This window comes from Streptomyces sp. NPDC127119 (genome assembly GCF_042677425.1).
Taxonomy (GTDB): domain Bacteria; phylum Actinomycetota; class Actinomycetes; order Streptomycetales; family Streptomycetaceae; genus Streptomyces.
On the sequence record NZ_JBHXTO010000056.1, the window covers coordinates 1 to 15925 of the forward strand.

15 protein-coding genes are annotated in these 15925 nt (G+C 70.5%); 11 read left to right on the forward strand and 4 right to left on the reverse strand.

What is annotated here, in order from left to right; translation table 11 throughout:
- The first annotated feature begins 227 nt into the window (after positions 1–227).
- The 3 genes from ACFVH5_RS23240 (at position 228) to ACFVH5_RS23250 (ending at position 2974) form a co-directional block, all read left to right on the forward strand.
- Positions 228–1391: a spermidine/putrescine ABC transporter substrate-binding protein gene (locus ACFVH5_RS23240; protein WP_385835564.1), complete on the forward strand. Its 1164-nt coding sequence runs from the start codon at positions 228–230 to the stop codon at positions 1389–1391.
- Between the two features lie 102 nt (positions 1392–1493).
- Positions 1494–2300 carry an SGNH/GDSL hydrolase family protein gene (locus ACFVH5_RS23245; RefSeq protein WP_385835565.1) on the forward strand — a complete coding sequence of 269 codons (807 nt, stop codon included), beginning with the start codon at positions 1494–1496 and terminating at the stop codon, positions 2298–2300.
- Positions 2301–2335: 35 nt separating this feature from the next.
- Positions 2336–2974 carry a PadR family transcriptional regulator gene (locus tag ACFVH5_RS23250; protein WP_385835566.1) on the forward strand — a complete coding sequence of 213 codons (639 nt, stop codon included), beginning with the start codon at positions 2336–2338 and terminating at the stop codon, positions 2972–2974.
- Positions 2975–2981: 7 nt separating this feature from the next.
- Here ACFVH5_RS23250 and ACFVH5_RS23255 read toward each other — a convergent pair whose 3' ends face one another.
- The 3 genes from ACFVH5_RS23255 to ACFVH5_RS23265 all read right to left on the reverse strand — a co-directional run bounded on the left by ACFVH5_RS23255 (position 2982) and on the right by ACFVH5_RS23265 (position 6068).
- Positions 2982–4184 (reverse strand): serine hydrolase domain-containing protein, encoded by a 1203-nt coding sequence (locus tag ACFVH5_RS23255; protein ID WP_385835567.1) that lies wholly within the window; start codon positions 4182–4184, stop codon positions 2982–2984.
- Positions 4185–4309: 125 nt separating this feature from the next.
- Positions 4310–5011, reverse strand: a complete 702-nt coding sequence (locus ACFVH5_RS23260; RefSeq protein ID WP_385835568.1) for a glycerophosphodiester phosphodiesterase — start codon at positions 5009–5011, stop codon at positions 4310–4312.
- 25 nt (positions 5012–5036) lie between these two features.
- On the reverse strand, positions 5037–6068 hold the full coding sequence (locus ACFVH5_RS23265) for an adenosine deaminase (RefSeq protein ID WP_385835570.1): 1032 nt from the start codon (positions 6066–6068) through the stop codon (positions 5037–5039).
- Between the two features lie 474 nt (positions 6069–6542).
- On the opposite strand from ACFVH5_RS23265, the gene ACFVH5_RS23270 reads away from it, so the two are divergent.
- Entirely contained in the window at positions 6543–6872 is a 330-nt protein-coding gene (locus tag ACFVH5_RS23270; protein WP_385835571.1) for a DUF4190 domain-containing protein, read from the forward strand.
- Between the two features lie 405 nt (positions 6873–7277).
- Here ACFVH5_RS23270 and ACFVH5_RS23275 read toward each other — a convergent pair whose 3' ends face one another.
- Entirely contained in the window at positions 7278–7847 is a 570-nt protein-coding gene (locus ACFVH5_RS23275) for an NADAR family protein (RefSeq protein WP_385835572.1), read from the reverse strand.
- 207 nt (positions 7848–8054) lie between these two features.
- On the opposite strand from ACFVH5_RS23275, the gene ACFVH5_RS23280 reads away from it, so the two are divergent.
- The 7 genes from ACFVH5_RS23280 (at position 8055) to ACFVH5_RS23310 (ending at position 15893) form a co-directional block, all read left to right on the forward strand.
- The gene (locus tag ACFVH5_RS23280) at positions 8055–9575 is read left to right on the forward strand and encodes a gamma-aminobutyraldehyde dehydrogenase (protein WP_385835573.1); all 1521 of its coding nucleotides are present in this window, start codon (positions 8055–8057) and stop codon (positions 9573–9575) included.
- Positions 9576–9625: 50 nt separating this feature from the next.
- Positions 9626–10870, forward strand: coding sequence for a spermidine/putrescine ABC transporter substrate-binding protein (locus ACFVH5_RS23285; RefSeq protein WP_384810939.1), 1245 nt, complete (start codon positions 9626–9628; stop codon positions 10868–10870).
- 5 nt (positions 10871–10875) lie between these two features.
- Positions 10876–12075 carry an ABC transporter ATP-binding protein gene (locus ACFVH5_RS23290; RefSeq protein WP_385835604.1) on the forward strand — a complete coding sequence of 400 codons (1200 nt, stop codon included), beginning with the start codon at positions 10876–10878 and terminating at the stop codon, positions 12073–12075.
- Complete coding sequence (locus ACFVH5_RS23295) at positions 12075–13004, forward strand: ABC transporter permease (RefSeq protein WP_385835574.1); 930 nt, start codon at positions 12075–12077, stop codon at positions 13002–13004. The genes ACFVH5_RS23290 and ACFVH5_RS23295 overlap by 1 nt, the downstream gene beginning before the upstream one ends.
- Entirely contained in the window at positions 13005–13805 is an 801-nt protein-coding gene (locus ACFVH5_RS23300; protein WP_384810932.1) for an ABC transporter permease, read from the forward strand. It begins immediately after the preceding gene.
- A gap of 29 nt (positions 13806–13834) precedes the next feature.
- Positions 13835–15277: an NAD(P)/FAD-dependent oxidoreductase gene (locus tag ACFVH5_RS23305; protein WP_385835575.1), complete on the forward strand. Its 1443-nt coding sequence runs from the start codon at positions 13835–13837 to the stop codon at positions 15275–15277.
- A gap of 130 nt (positions 15278–15407) precedes the next feature.
- Entirely contained in the window at positions 15408–15893 is a 486-nt protein-coding gene (locus ACFVH5_RS23310; RefSeq protein ID WP_384810929.1) for a hypothetical protein, read from the forward strand.
- Positions 15894–15925 lie beyond the last annotated feature (32 nt).

Below are 15925 nucleotides of genomic sequence, written 5' to 3' on the forward strand. Positions count from 1 at the left end.
TGCCGGGCCGGCGGACACCTCCAGCCTGTCCGGCGTTTGAGGACAAGGGGGGCGAGGGGGCGCAGCCCCCATGCGCGGACGGGAACGGGTAGGGGCGGCGGGGGCGACACCCTGTCGTCCCGTGGCCGGACCGCTGGACGCAACGTCCATTGCCCGCCCGCCGACGCGCCCGGCATGCTGCGGACGTGCCAGCGAACCGGAGCCACCCGACCCCGAAGAAAACCCCCATGTCCCGCCGCAGCCTGCTGCGCACCCTCGGCACGGGCGCGGCGGCGGCGTTCGCCGCGGGCTGCGGGGTACCGGCCGCGTACGTCGCGCCAGGAGACCGGCGGAGAAGCGATCTGTCGGCCACGGAGAAGCGTCTGACCTGGGCGAACTGGCCGCTCTACATCGACACGGACGACGAGGACGAGTCGCGGCGCCCGACGTTGGACGCGTTCGGGAAGCGCACCGGGATCGCGGTCACGTACACCGAGGAGATCAACGACAACGACGAGTTCTTCGGCAAGGTCAGCCCGTCCCTGATGAACCACCAGGAGACCGGCCGGGACCTGATCGTCATCAGCGACTGGATGTGCGCGCGGTTCGTACGCCTCGGCTGGGTCCAGGAGATGGACCGCTCCCGGCAGCCGAACATCACCAGGTATCTCGATCCGCAACTGCGGTCCCCGGCCTTCGACCCGGGGCGCCGCTCCACCGTGCCGTGGCAGTCGGGGATCACCGGTGTCGCGTACAACCGCCGCAGGCTGGGCCGGGAGATCCGGCACGTGTCCGAGCTGTGGGCCGACGACCTCAAGGGCCGTGTCACGCTGCTGTCGGGGCTCGACGAGGCGTTCGCGCTGCTGATGCAGGGCAACGGCGTCGACATCACCCGGTGGACCGCGGACGACTTCCACAGGATGTGCGACCAGGTCGACGAGCTCGTCCGCGCGGACCACATCCGCCGCTTCACCGGCAACGACTACATCAAGGACCTGTCGAGCGGCGACGTGCTGGCCTGCCAGGCCTACAGCGGTGACGTGATCCAGCTGCAGGCCGACGATCCCGACATCGAGTTCGTCGTGCCGGAGGAGGGCGCCGAGTTCTGGTCCGAGTCCCTGATGATCCCGAACCTCGCCCGCCACAAGGCGAACGCGGAGGAACTGGTCGACTACTACTACGAGCCCGCCGTGGCCGCCGAACTCGCCGCCTGGGTCAACTACGTCTGCCCCGTCCCGGCCGCCCAGGACATCCTCGCCTCCGCCAAGGACAAGGAGACCGCGGCCCTCGCCGAGGACCCGCTCGTCTTTCCCGACAGCGCCATGCGCAAGCGGCTCGCGATCGCCCGCGACATCACGGCGAAGGAGCGGACGGAGTTCGCGAAGCGCTGGAACGCCATCGCCGGCCTGTAGCCCGTACCGGTGGCCGTGCCGCCGGCCACCTCTTGTCATAGCCAACAAAGTGAATAGGGTATTAGTGGGGTAGTGGCGGGTCACGGCGAAAGGGGTCACCCCATGTCCGACAGCGGAAGCGGATATCTGCGGTACGTCGCCCTGGGCGACAGTCAGACCGAGGGGCTCGGTGACGGCGACGACGTGACAGGGCTGCGCGGATGCGCCGACCGGTTCGCGGAGGAGCTGGCGAAGGGGTCCCCGGACGTCCTCTACGCCAATCTCGCCGTCCGCGGGCGCCTCGCAGGGCAGGTGCGCGCCGAGCAGCTGCCCGCGGCCCTCGCCCTGCGGCCCGACGTGGCCACTGTGGTCGCCGGGATGAACGACCTGCTGCGGCCCCGCTTCGACGCGGACGAGGTGGGCGCCCACCTGGAGGCGATGTTCGCCGCGCTGACCGGGCAGGGGGCCCGCGTCGCGACGGTCACCTTTCCCGACGTCGGCCGGATCAGCCCGCTGGCCCGGCCGCTCGGCCGCCGGGTCCTCGCCCTCAACTCCCGTATCCGGGAGGCGGCCGGACGCCATGGCGTGGTCATCGCGGACATGTCCGCCCACGAGGTGGTGACGGACCCCCGGCTGTGGAGTCCTGACCGGCTGCACGCGAGCCCGCTCGGCCATGCGCGGATCGCCGCCGCGGTCGCCCACGCGTGCGGCCTGCCGGGCAGTGACGAAGCCTGGACGCTGCCCCTGCCGCCCGGTGCGTCGGTGCCCACGCGGCTGCGGGTCGTCGGGGCGGAACTGCGCTGGGTCGGCGGCTTCCTGGGGCCTTGGCTCATGCGCCGGGTCCGGGGCCATTCGTCGGGCGACGGGCGGCAGGCCAAGCGGCCGGAACTGCTCCCGCCGGTCCTCGTCGACAGTCGCGTCCTTGACTGATCAACGGCTGATCGACCCGGTGCTAGCTTGAGCCCATGGCGTTGCGCAACGCGGTGATGGCCGCACTCCTGGAGGGCGAGGCGTCGGGGTACGACCTCGCGAAGGGTTTCGAGGCCTCGGTCGCCAACTTCTGGATGGCCACTCCCCAGCAGCTCTACCGCGAGCTGGAGCGCATGGAGGGCGAGGGGCTGGTCTCCGCCCGGGTCGTCCAGCAGGAGCGCCGGCCCAACAAACGGCTCTTCTCGCTCACGGAGTCCGGACGCCGGGTCCTGCGCGCGTTCGTCACCGAGGGTCCCGCGAAGCCCCTGGCCATCAGGGACGAGCTGATGGTCAAGGTCCAGTGCGTCGACATCGGGGACCTCGACGACATCGAGGCCGTACGGGCCGCGGTCGCCGAGCGCGTCGAACGGTCCGCCGCCAAACTCGCCCGCTATCTGCGGATGCGGGAACGCATGCTGGCCGGCCGCACCGAGGACGAACACCTCGCGTCCGCCGAGCGCATCGGCCCCTACCTCACCCTCCAGGGCGGTATCGCCCTGGAGCGCGGGAACCTCCAGTGGGGCGAGACCGTCCTGAAGCGCCTCGCGCAGCGCGTCGCGGTCCTCGGCGGCCCGGCCCCCGCGCACCCGGACGAACCGGGCCTCCCGAAGGAACCGGGCCCCCCGAACGCCTAGCCCGCCCTCACCCCGCGAAGGCCGCCCGTACGATCCGCTCGGCCACCGGGTTCATGTCCTCCGACTTGGCGTCCGTCGCGTTGACCGAGTACACGAGGGTGCGGGACAGATCGCGGGTGGCCGCGACGAGCGTGCCGTACCCGGGACGCGCCCCCGACTTCAACCACAGGATCGTGCCGTTGCCCAGGTCGAACCGCTGGAGACCGGCGCTCATGGTGGCGCCCGGCACATCGGGCAGGGTGAACATCTCCTTGTCCAGGAGGGGCCGGGGGACCAGCCGGCCCCGGAACAGCGCGTGCAGGAGCCGCTCCAGGTCCGCCGTCGTGGAGATCATGTCGCCCGCGGCCCACCGGTCCGACATGTTCCACTCGGTGGCGTCCACCAGCCTGCCGTCCGCCAGTCTCTGGTAGCCGCGGTTGTGCGGTCCGTGGATACGCGGGTCGGGGCCGCCGGGGAAGGACGTGTGCCGCATCCCGGCCGGCCGCAGGACCCGTACCGTCGCCTGGTGCTCGTACGAGTCGCCGGTGACCTTCTCCACGAGGAGGCCCAGCACGGTGTAGTCGATGTTGCTGTAGCTCTGCCGCTCGCCGGGGCGGAAGGCGGGACCCTGGGCGACCGAGGCGGCCACCACCTCCTCGGGCGTCAGCGTCTCGTACCGCCGTTCGTACCCCTCGCCGTTCACGTCCCCGAGCGACGAGCCCGGCCTCAGGCCGCTGGTGAAGGTGAGCAACTGCCGTACGGTGATGGGCTCGAAGGCCTTCGAGAGGAGGCCGGGGAGGTAGGTCTGGACGTGCCCGTCCAGGTCCACCCGGCCCTCGGCGGCGAGCTGGAGCACGACGGCCGCGGTGACGACCTTGGTCGTGGAACCGGCCCGGAAACGCCCGTCCGCCAGCGCCTCGCGCCCACTCGGCAGATCGTGCACCCCGGCGCTGCCCCGCCACACACCGTCCGTGCCCGACACCCGGACGAGCGCGGCCGTCGCGTCGTCGTCCGGGAGCCCCGCGAGCGCGGCGCGCAAGGCCCGGCCGGTGGCCGGATCGACTGCCCCCGGTCTCCCGGTGTCCCGTTCCCCGGCGTCCCGGCCCACGGCCTGACGTACGGAGGCCGTGGGCGGGGAGGCGGCGAGCGCGGTCCCGGCCACGGGGCCCGCGGTCAGACCCAGCACCACGAGGGCGGCACAGGCGGTACGGGTACGGGCACGGACATCCATCGGCTGACTCCCGGGTGATCGGTGACCTTCATCCTCCGGGCGTACGCCGCCTCGCGGATCCTCCTCCGGGAGGGCGGCGACCCTGGCCGGTCCCCGAGCAACTTCCTTACCGGGCAAGGGTGTTGTCAGGGATTTCCCTGAGGGGTCCGCACCGGCAGGGAGCGGAGCGTGTCGATGCGGTTCGTCGTGATCGAGTCGACGCCCGCGTCGAGGAGCCGCCGCATGGACCGCCGGGTGTCGGGCGTCCACACCGAGACCAGATAGCCGTCCCGGTGGACCCTCTCGACGAGGTCGCGGTCGACCAGCCCGAAGCGGTAGTTGAGCCACCGGGGCCGTACGGCGTCGAGCAGCGCGGGCCGCGGCGGGGCGAGGCTCGTCCAGGTGAGGGCGATCTCGGCGGCGGGGTCGGCCGCGCGGACGGCGAGCATGGCGGCGGCCCCCGCGCAGTAGTACACGCGCTCCTCGGCGCCGAAATCCCGGACGACACCGACGATCCGGCGGACGGTACGGGCGTCCGGCGGGCCGGGCAGGTCGATCATGAGCCGGCCGTCGTCCGCCGCCTTCAGCGCCTCCTCCAGCGTGGGGATCCCGCCCGAGGTCAGCCCCCACACCTCGTCGGCGGAGAGCGAGCGCAGCGGCCGGTCCTGTTCCCACAGCCGCTTCAGCGTGTCGTCGTGGAGCAGGACGGGCACGCCGTCGCGGGTCGGCCGGACGTCGATCTCCACGGCGTCCGCGCCCCGTCGGAGCGCGGAACGCAGGGAGTCGAGCGTGTTCTCACGGACGCGGTAGGGGTCGCCGCGATGGGCCACGGCAGTCACGGTACGCATCGGCCCATTGTGCTGGTGCGCCGGCTCAGGGCGCGAGCCACTCGGCGGTGTACGTGTCGATCTCCGCCGCCAGCGCCGCCTTGCCGGGGGCGTCCAGGAAGGAGACGTCGACGGCGTTCTTGGCGAGCTCGGCCAGACCCCGCTCGTCGAGGCCGAGGAGGCGGGCGGCGACCGCGTACTCGTTGTTGAGGTCGGTGCCGAACATCGGCGGGTCGTCGGAGTTGACGGTGACGACGACACCGGCCCGTACGAACTCCTTGATGGGGTGCTCGTCGAGAGTGCGGACCGCGCGGGTGGCGATGTTGGAGGTGGGACACACCTCCAGCGGGATGCGGTGCTCGGCGAGGTGCGCGAGCAGCTTCGGGTCCCGGACGGAGCTGGTGCCGTGGCCGATGCGCTCGGCCCGCAGATCCGTCAGCGCGTCCCACACCGTCTCGGGCCCGGTCGTCTCGCCCGCGTGCGGTACGGAGTGCAGGCCGGCCGCGATCGCACGGTCGAAGTACGGCTTGAACTGCGGCCGGGGTACGCCGATCTCGGGGCCGCCCAGCCCGAAGGAGACCAGGCCCTCCGGGCGGAGCTTGTCGGTGGTGGCGAGCCGGACCGTCTCCTCGGCGGATTCGAGCCCCGCCTCGCCCGGGATGTCGAAGCACCACCGCAGGACCGTGCCGAAGTCGGCCTCGGCGGCGATACGCGCGTCCTCGATGGCGTCCATGAAGGCGCCCTCGTCGATACCGCGGCGGGTCGACGAGAACGGCGTGATCGTCAGCTCGGCGTAGCGGATCTGCTGCCGCGCCATGTCACGGGCGACCTCGTACGTGAGGAGGCGTACGTCCTCGGGGGTGCGGATGAGGTCGACGACGGACAGGTACACGTCGATGAAGTGGGCGAAGTCCGTGAACGTGAAGTAGTCGACCAGTGCCTCGGGGTCCGACGGCACCTTGGAGTCGCGGTGCCGGGCCGCCAGCTCGGAGACGATCCGGGGGGAGGCGGAGCCGACGTGGTGGACGTGCAGTTCGGCCTTGGGCAGTCCGGCGATGAAGGCGTGCAGGTCGGTCAAGGTTCCTCCCCAGGAACGGCGCCCCGCCGGTGTGCGGCGGTGGGCGCGGGTGATCGGCTGATCGGTGGCGCGGTGCTTCGAGGATCATCGTAGGCCGCGGTCCGTGTGCGGGGAGGCCTGGGCCTTAGCATGACGCCACGTACGAAAGAGGGGGCTTTGCGCATGTCCGAGGACGCGAAGGCATCGGGTGGGGCGGGCGACGAGCCGAATCCCTGGGCTCCGCCGATGGACGCGGGGGCCTCGCCGGGGTCCGGGCCGTCCTCGGTGCACGACCGGCAGACGGTGACCTCGTTCCCCGTGACGCCGGATCCGTATGCGGCGCCGGGGGGTTCCTCCGCGGTTCCGCCGCCGCCGGTTGCGCCGGGGCAGGTGCCGTACGGGTACGGGCCTGGGCATGGGCCTGGGCCTGGGTACGGGTATCCGGCTTACCCCGTGCAGGGTGGGCCCGGTTACGGGTGGCCGGGTGGGCCCGGGATGCCTGGCATGCCCATGGGGCCGAGCAATGGGCTGGGGACCGCGTCGCTCGTGCTCGGGATCGTCGCCGCGGTCGGGTTCTGTCTGTGGCCGGTGGCGCTCGTCTGCGGGATTCTCGCGGTGATCTTCGGGGCGATCGGGCGGGGGCGGGCCCGGCGGGGCCAGGCGACGAACGCCGGGCAGGCGTTGGCGGGGATCATCTGCGGGGCGGTCGGTGTCGCGCTGGGCGTCGCGTTCCTGGTGGTGTTCCTGATCCTGCCGGACACGGTGATCGATGAGTCGGGGAATGGGGACGACGGCTTCAGCACGTCGTTGACTGCGGTCGGCTGAGCGGGGTTTTTTTGGGCTTGTGGGTTGGTGGGTGCGGGTGAGTGGGGGCTGAGGCCTTTGCGCCGTTCCCCGCGCCCCTTGGAGTGGATCCGCCGGGTGGGCAGGTGCGGGTGGTCATGGGCTGGCCGCGCCGTTCCCCGCGCCCCTGGGGGTGGGTTCGGTGGGTGGATGGGTGCGGGTTGTTGTGGGCTGGTCGCGCAGTTCCTCGCGCCCCTAAAAGCCAAAAGCCAAAAGCCAAAGCCCGAAGCGGTCCGTTGCTGCGGCAGGGGGCTGCGACGGCCGGGCCCCTTTAGGGGCGCGAGGAACTGCGCGACCAGCCCCCACCGGGCCCGCAGGTGACCACGTACCTCGCCCGCCAGGGCCGTCCCGGTCGTGGCCTGGCCGCAGGCCGGACTCGTTCACCCTTCACGCGGAGCGCAAGCGCTCCCGGGCCCTCATCAGGGCGAAGCCCAGGAGGTTTGGGCCCTGCCAGTGCGTGGGGTCCGACGCGCGGGCGTCGTCCGCGGACAGGCCGATGCCCCAGACCCGGTCCAGGGGACTGGCCTCCACCAGCACCCGCTCACCCGTACCCAGCAGGAACCCGCGAAGTTCGCCGTCCGACGCGAACTTCGCCACGCTTCCCTCGACCACGATCCCGAACCGCTCCCGCTCCCAGACGGACTCGTCGAACCCCCGGACCAGCCGCCCCGCCTTCTTCGCGAGCGCCGGATCGGACGCGTCGAGCGCCCGCCGCTCCGCCTCGGCGTCACCGAAGAGCCGTGCCTTGCACGCCATCATCCAGTGCTCGGCCGTCCGGTACTCCACCCCGTCGACCGTGAACGGCGACGGCCACCACTGGCTCAGACAGCTCGACCCGATGCGCCCGTCCGCCCGCGGCCGGTGCCCCCAGAAGTGCAGGTACTTGACCTTCGCCCCCGCCCGGACCGCGCTGACCAGCGCCTCCCGGGACGTGATCCCGTTCTCGATCTCCCCCATGCACGCGAGTCTGGCACGCACCACTGACAATCCGTCCTGCCTTTTCCTCAGCGACTCGACACCTGGTCGACAGATTCCGTCGCGTAACCAAATGGCAACAACGGAATCACTTGTTGGAGCACCATTGCTCTGTCAGGATCGGCACTCAAATCGAGCTGGAGCTACGCCGACCCCCCGGGTTCGGGGAGCGCGGCGGAGGAGAGCGAAATGCACAATCCGGGCCATCGCTTCCAGGCACAGGACCGCTTCGCGGACGGCGCGCAGTACATCGCGGGCCGGCCGGCCAAGGGCACGTCCGGCCGGAGCCACACCGTCGTCGACCCCGCCACCGGCGACGACCTCCACACGTACGAGCTGGCGGGCACGGACGACGTGGACGCGGCGGTGCGGGCCGCGCGGGAGGCGTTCCCCGGCTGGTCCGGCGCCACTCCGGGCGAGCGCTCCGACGCCATGCACCGCTTCGCCGCCGTGCTCGCTGAGCGCGCCGAGGAGTTCGCGCAGGCCGAGTCCCTGCAGTGCGGCAAGCCGATCAAGCTGACCCGGGAGTTCGACGTCCCGGGCACGATCGACAACACCGCCTTCTTCGCGGGCGCGGCCCGGCATCTCCAGGGCCAGTCCGCCGGTGAGTACTCCGGCGACCACACCTCGTACGTACGGCGTGAGCCCATCGGGGTGGTCGGGTCCATCGCCCCCTGGAACTACCCCCTCCAGATGGCCGCCTGGAAGGTCCTCCCGGCGATCGCCGCCGGCAACACGATCGTCCTCAAGCCCGCCGAGCTGACCCCGTTCACCTCCCTGCTGTTCGCGGAGGCGGCGACCGCGGCGGGCATCCCGGACGGGGTCGTCAATGTCATCAGCGGCGCGGGCCGGGACGCCGGTGAGCATCTGGTCGGGCACCCGGACGTCGTCATGACCTCCTTCACCGGGTCCACCGCCGTCGGCAGGCGCGTCGCCGAGATCGCCACCTCCACCGTCAAGCGCCTGCATCTGGAACTCGGCGGCAAGGCCCCCTTCGTGGTCTTCGACGACGCGGACCTGGAGGCCGCCGTGCACGGCGCGGTCGCGGGCGCGCTCATCAACACGGGCCAGGACTGCACGGCCGCCACGCGCGCGTACGTGCAAAGGCCCCTCTACGAAGAGTTCGTCGCCAGGACCGCGGAGCTGATGGAGAGCGTCCGGCTCGGCGATCCGTTCGCGCCTGACACCGATCTCGGGCCGCTGATCTCCGTCGCCCAGCGGGACCGGGTCGCCGGGTTCGTCGACCGGGCGCGCTCCTCCGCGCGCGTGGTCACCGGTGGCGAGATCCCGAAGGGGCTCGAGCACGGCGCGTACTACCGGCCGACCCTGATCGCCGACGCCGCCCAGGACAGCGAGATCGTGCAGTCCGAGATCTTCGGCCCGGTCCTGGTGGTCGTCCCCTTCGACAGCGACGACGAAGGCATCCGCCTCGCCAACGACACCCCGTACGGTCTCGCCGCCTCCGCGTGGAGCCGTGACGTGTACCGGGCGAACCGGGCCACGCGCGAGATCAAGGCGGGCTGTGTGTGGGTCAACGACCACATCCCGATCATCAGCGAGATGCCCCACGGCGGTTACAAGGCGTCCGGCTTCGGCAAGGACATGTCCGCGTACTCGTTCGAGGAGTACACACAGATCAAGCACGTCATGTTCGACAACACGGCGGTGGCCAGGAAGGACTGGCACCGCACGATCTTCGGGGACCGTTAGTCACTGTCGGCCCGGACCAGGCCGAACCCTCCCGAAAGGGCACCACGAGCATGGAGCAGTACGAGCCCGACCAACTGTCCCCGGCCCGACTGGCCGCCGTGCGGCGCAGCCTCCGCAACGGCAGGGCCTCCCTCAGCCGCCGTTCGCTGCTGCGCGCCTCGACGGGCGGCGCGCTCGCCCTGGGCGGACTCGGGACCCTGAGCGCCTGCGGGATCCCCGCGGCGAAGAACACCGCGGGTGTCTCGTCCGAGGACCACTCGGCCAAGGAGAAGCAGATCAGCTTCTCCAACTGGACCGAGTACATGGACGTCGACGACAGCGGGAAGCGGCACCCGACGCTCGACACGTTCGCCGAACGCACCGGCATCAAGGTCAAGTACACCGAGGACATCAACGACAACGTCGAGTTCTTCGGCAAGCTCAAGCCGCAGCTCGCGGCGGGCCAGGACACCGGGCGCGACCTCATCTGCGTCACCGACTGGCTGGCCGCCCGGCTGATCCGCTTCGGCTGGGTGCAGAAACTGGACGCGTCCAACCTGCCGCACGCCTACGCGAACCTCTCCCAGCAGTTCCGCACCCCCGACTGGGACCCGGGACGCGCCTACTCGTATCCCTGGACCGGTATCCCCACCGTCATCGCGTACAACAAGAAGGCGCTGGACGGGGTGGAGGTGAAGTCGATCTCCGACCTGCTCGACAACCCGAAGCTCAAGGGACGCGTCGCCTTCCTGTCCGAGATGCGCGACAGCATCGGGATGACGCTGCTCGATCTCGGCAAGGACCCGGCGAAGTTCACCGACGACGACTTCGACGCGGCGATCGCCCGGCTCCAGAAGGCCGTCGACAAGGGCCAGATCCGCCGCTTCACCGGCAACGACTACACGTCCGACCTCACCAAGGGCGACCTCGCGGCCTGTGTCGCCTGGGCCGGAGACGTCGTCCAGCTCAAGGCGGACAGCCCGGACATCGACTTCGTCATCCCGGACAGCGGCTACATGATCTCCTCGGACAACCTGCTCGTCCCCAACAAGGCACGGCACAAGTCCAACGCCGAGCGGCTCATCGACTACTACTACGAGCCCGGTCCGGCCGCGCAGCTGGCCGCGTACATCAACTACGTCTGTCCCGTCGACGGTGTGAAGGCCGAACTGGCGAAGATCGACAAGTCGGCGGCCGACAACCCGCTGATCATTCCCGACGCCGCCATGGCGGCCACGTCGCACGCCTTCCGCTCGCTGAGCGCGAAGGAAGAGACGGCGTACGAAGAGAAGTTCGCAAAGCTGACGGGGGCGTGATCACCGTGACCACCAACAACAGTGCGAAGAACAGCACGACGGGCAGCACGACGAGCGGTACGGGGTCCGGCGGTGACGTCCGCCTCTCGGGCATCAGCAAGAGCTACGGCTCCTTCAACGCCGTCCGGCCGCTCGATCTGACCGTGCCCCAGGGCTCGTTCTTCGCCCTCCTCGGAGCGTCGGGCTGCGGCAAGACCACCACCCTGCGCATGATCGCCGGTCTGGAGGAACCTTCCTCCGGAACGGTCTTCCTCGGCGAGCAGGACGTCACGAACCTGCCCCCGTACAAACGGCCCGTGAACACCGTCTTCCAGTCGTACGCCCTCTTCCCGCACCTCGACATCTTCGAGAACGTCGCCTTCGGTCTGCGCCGGCGCGGCATCAAGTCGGTGAAGAAGCAGGTCGGCGAGATGCTCGACCTCGTACAGCTCGGCGAGCAGGCCCGCAAGAAGCCGCACCAGCTCTCCGGCGGCCAGCAGCAGCGCGTCGCCGTCGCCCGCGCGCTGATCAACACCCCCAAGGTGCTCCTCCTCGACGAGCCCCTCGGCGCCCTCGACCTGAAGCTGCGCCGTCAGATGCAGCTGGAGCTCAAGCGCATCCAGACCGAGGTCGGCATCACCTTCATCCACGTCACGCACGACCAGGAGGAGGCCATGACCATGGCCGACACGGTCGCCGTGATGAACGCGGGCCGTGTCGAGCAGCTCGGCTCGCCCGCCGATCTCTACGAGAACCCGCAGACCACGTTCGTCGCCAACTTCCTCGGCACCTCCAACCTCATCGAGGCCGAGGTCGACGCCAGGAGCGGCGACGAGATCGTCCTCAGAGCGGGCGGCGGCAAGCTCGTCCTGCCCGAGGCCCGATGTTCGGCGCCCACGACGACCGGCGGCAAGGTCCTGGTCGGGGTCCGCCCCGAGAAGATCTCCCTCACGCACGCCGACGAGGCGGGCGAGATCCCGGCGGGCCGCAACCGCATCACGGGCACGATCGCCGACTCCAGTTTCATCGGCGTCTCCACGCAGTACGTCATCGACAGCCCGGTCTGCCCGGAGTTCGAGGTCTACGCCCAGAACATCGACCGCGACCCCCGGCTCGTACCCGGCGCCGAGGTCGTCCTGCACTGGAACCCGGCACACACCTTCGGCCTGGACGCCGCCCAGGACATCGACGCGGGCATCGAAACGGTCGAGGAAGAGGCGGCCTGATGACGACCGTCACCGACGCGCCACCTCTGGCGCCCACCCCCGCGCCGAAGGAGCGCCCCCCTCGCAGGAGGGGCCGCCTCACCCCGTACTGGCTGCTGCTCCCCGGCATCCTCTGGCTGGTCGTCTTCTTCGCGCTGCCGATGGTCTACCAGGCCTCCACGTCCGTGCAGACGGGCTCCCTGGAGGACGGCTACCAGGTCACCTGGCACTTCGCGACCTACTGGGACGCGGTGGCCGACTACTGGCCGCAGTTCCTGCGCTCCATCGCCTACGCCGGCGCCGCCACGATCCTGTGCCTGCTGCTCGGCTACCCGCTCGCGTATCTGATCGCGTTCCGCGCGGGCCGCTGGCGCAACCTGATCCTGATCCTGGTCATCGCGCCCTTCTTCACCAGCTTCCTGATCCGCACGCTCGCCTGGAAGACGATCCTCGCGGACAGCGGCCCGGTCGTCGGCGCCCTCAACACGCTCCACGTCCTGGACGTCACCAGCTGGCTCGGCGTCACCGCGGGCGACCGCGTCCTGGCCACCCCGCTCGCGGTGGTCTGCGGACTCACGTACAACTTCCTGCCGTTCATGATCCTGCCGCTGTACACCTCCCTCGAACGCATCGACGGGCGGCTGCACGAGGCGGCCGGCGATCTCTACGCGCGGCCCTTCACCACCTTCCGCAAGGTGACCTTCCCACTGTCGATGCCCGGCGTCGTCTCCGGGACGCTGCTCACCTTCATCCCGGCGAGCGGCGACTACGTGAACGCCGATCTGCTCGGCTCCACCGACACCCGCATGGTCGGAAACGTCATCCAGACGCAGTTCCTGCGCATTCTCGACTATCCGACGGCCGCGGCTCTCTCCTTCATTCTCATGGCGGGAATCCTGGCCATCGTCACGCTCTACATCCGCAAGTCCGGGACGGAGGATCTGGTCTAGATGGGCCTCTTGCGCTGGTTCAGAAGCCGTCTCGTCGTCATCGCGGGTCTGCTGACCCTCGGATATCTGCTGCTGCCCAACATCGTCGTCACCGTCTTCTCCTTCAACAATCCGAAGGGGCGCTTCAACTACGAATGGCAGCAGTTCTCCACGGACGCCTGGACCGATCCCTGCGGGGTCGCCGACCTGTGCGGCTCGCTCTCACTGAGCCTGCAGATCGCCGCCTGGGCGACCCTGGGCGCCACCGTCCTCGGCACGATGATCGCCTTCGCGCTCGTCCGCTACCGCTTCCGCGCGCGCGGCGCCGTGAACTCGCTGATCTTCCTGCCGATGGCGATGCCCGAGGTCGTCATGGCCGCCTCGCTGCTCACGCTCTTCCTCAACCTGGGCGCCCAGCTGGGCTTCTGGACGATCCTCATCGCCCACATCATGTTCTGTCTGAGCTTCGTCGTCACCGCCGTGAAGGCACGTGTGATGTCGATGGACCCGCGCCTGGAACAGGCCGCGCAGGACCTGTACGCGGGCCCCCTGCAGACCTTCCTGCGGGTCACGCTGCCCATCGCCGCGCCCGGAATCGCCGCGGGGGCGCTGCTCGCCTTCGCGCTCTCCTTCGACGATTTCATCATCACCAATTTCAACGCCGGTTCGACCGTCACGTTCCCGATGTTCGTCTGGGGTTCCGCACAGCGCGGAACACCCGTTCAGATCAACGTCATCGGGACGGCCATGTTCCTCATCGCCGTACTGTTCGTGCTGGCCGGAATGGTCATCGGAAACCGCCGCAACCGCCAGAAGGCATAACCGCATTACATTCGTTGGGAGTTGAAATCATGGCCCCGAGCGCCATGAGTCGTGACAACGATCGGACCGACAAGAACTGGGCGAAGTCGCTCTCCGACGTCCAGCCGCTCTCGTACTGGCTGGACGACCCCGGCAAGCCCCGCCCCGAGCCCGCGCTCACCGCCGCCGAGACCTGCGACCTGCTCGTCGTCGGCGGTGGCTACAGCGGACTGTGGACCGCGCTCCTCGCCAAGGAACGCGACCCAGGGCGCGAGGTGGTCCTGCTGGAGGGCCGCGAGGTGGGCTGGGCCGCCTCGGGCCGCAACGGCGGATTCTGCGCCGCCTCCCTCACCCACGGCCTGTCCAACGGCCTGACCCGCTGGCCCGACGAGATCCACCGGCTGGAGGAGCTGGGCGCGCGCAACCTCGACGGCATCGAGGCGGCCGTGGCCCGCTACTCCCTCGACTGCGACTTCGAGCGCACCGGCGAGATCGACGTGGCCACCGAGCCGTACCAGGCGGCCGAGCTGCGCGACTGGCACGAGGAGCTGAAGGAGCGGGGCCTCGCCGACGGCGTCGAGCACCTGGACGCCGACGCCGTACGGGAGCAGGTGAACTCACCGACCTTCCTCGGCGGCCTGCACGACCGCAGGGGCGTCGCCATGCTGCACCCCGCCAAACTCGCCTGGGGACTCAAGCGCGCCTGCGTCGGGCTGGGGGTGCGCGTGTACGAGAACACGCCCGCGCTCACCCTGAAGGCGTACGGCGCGGGCATGGCCGTACGCACGCCGTACGGGAGCGTGCGCGCCCGCCGGGTCGCCCTGGGCACCAACATCTTCCCGAACCTGGTCAAGCGCGTGCGCCCGTACACCGTGCCGGTCTACGACTACGCGCTGATGACCGAGCCGCTGACCGCCGGGCAGCTCGACTCGATCGGCTGGAAGGGCCGGCAGGGGCTCGGGGACTCGGCGAACCAGTTCCACTACTTCCGGCTGTCCGCCGACAACCGGATCCTGTGGGGCGGCTACGACGCGGTGTACCCGTACGGCGGCCGGGTGCGCGCCGAGTACGACGACCGGCCGGACACGTACGCGAAGCTCGCCGGGCACTTCTTCACCTGCTTCCCGCAGCTGGAGGGCGTCCGCTTCACCCACGCCTGGGGCGGCGCGATCGACACGTGCTCCCGGTTCTCGGCCTTCTTCGGCACCGCGCACGGGGGCCGGGTCGCCTACGCGGCCGGCTACACGGGCCTCGGTGTCGGCGCGACCCGGTTCGGCGCGGACGTGATGCTCGACCTGCTGGCGGGGGAGCGCACGGAGCGTACGGCGCTGGAGATGGTCCGCAGGAAGCCGCTGCCCTTCCCGCCGGAGCCGTTCGCGTGGACGGGCATCGCGCTCACCAAGTGGTCCCTCGCCCGCGCGGACGCGCACGGCGGCCGGCGCAATCTGTGGCTGCGGACGATGGACCGGGTGGGTCTGGGCTTCGACAGCTGAGCGGGTTCGCCGGCCGGGCGGCAGGGACGACTCCCGCAATTCGTTGCCGAAAGCCGCGTAATGCCAGGCCCGGACCTCCCTCTCTCCTGTGACGCGACCAGGCGTCGACACGAGAGAGGGAGGTTCCGCCATGACAGGGGCCAAGACGGCGGTCGAGTGGCTGGCATCCGTGGCACCGGATCCCGAGGCCTGCCGCTTCGAGTGGGAGCGCAACCCCGCGGGGGTCGCGCTGCTGCCGGCGGGCAGGGTCTGGGACGTGCTCATCCTGCCGGGCCGGCTCGGCTATCCCACGCTCGACGTGCTGTCCCGTGTGCTCGACCAGCCCGGTCCCGTGCTCGTCGACTTCGGTGACGCGCGCATGGGTTTCTTCGTCCCGCCGGGGACGGCGGCGCGCTGGCTGGGCACGGGGGTGCGTACGGCGGGGCGCGGTACGTGGATCGTCGTCCCGTATCCCGGGCGCTCGACCGGCGGGGTCCGCTGGCTGATCCCCCCGGACGGCTCCGGCACGCTCACCGACCCGGCGCTGCTGGAACTGGCCATGCACGAGGCGGCGGCGGGGCTGGCGACCGAGGACCGGGGAGGGTCCGGTGAGCGCGACGGGTTCGGTGAGGGGTGAGCGCGGTGGGTTCGGTGCGAGACGGCCTCGAC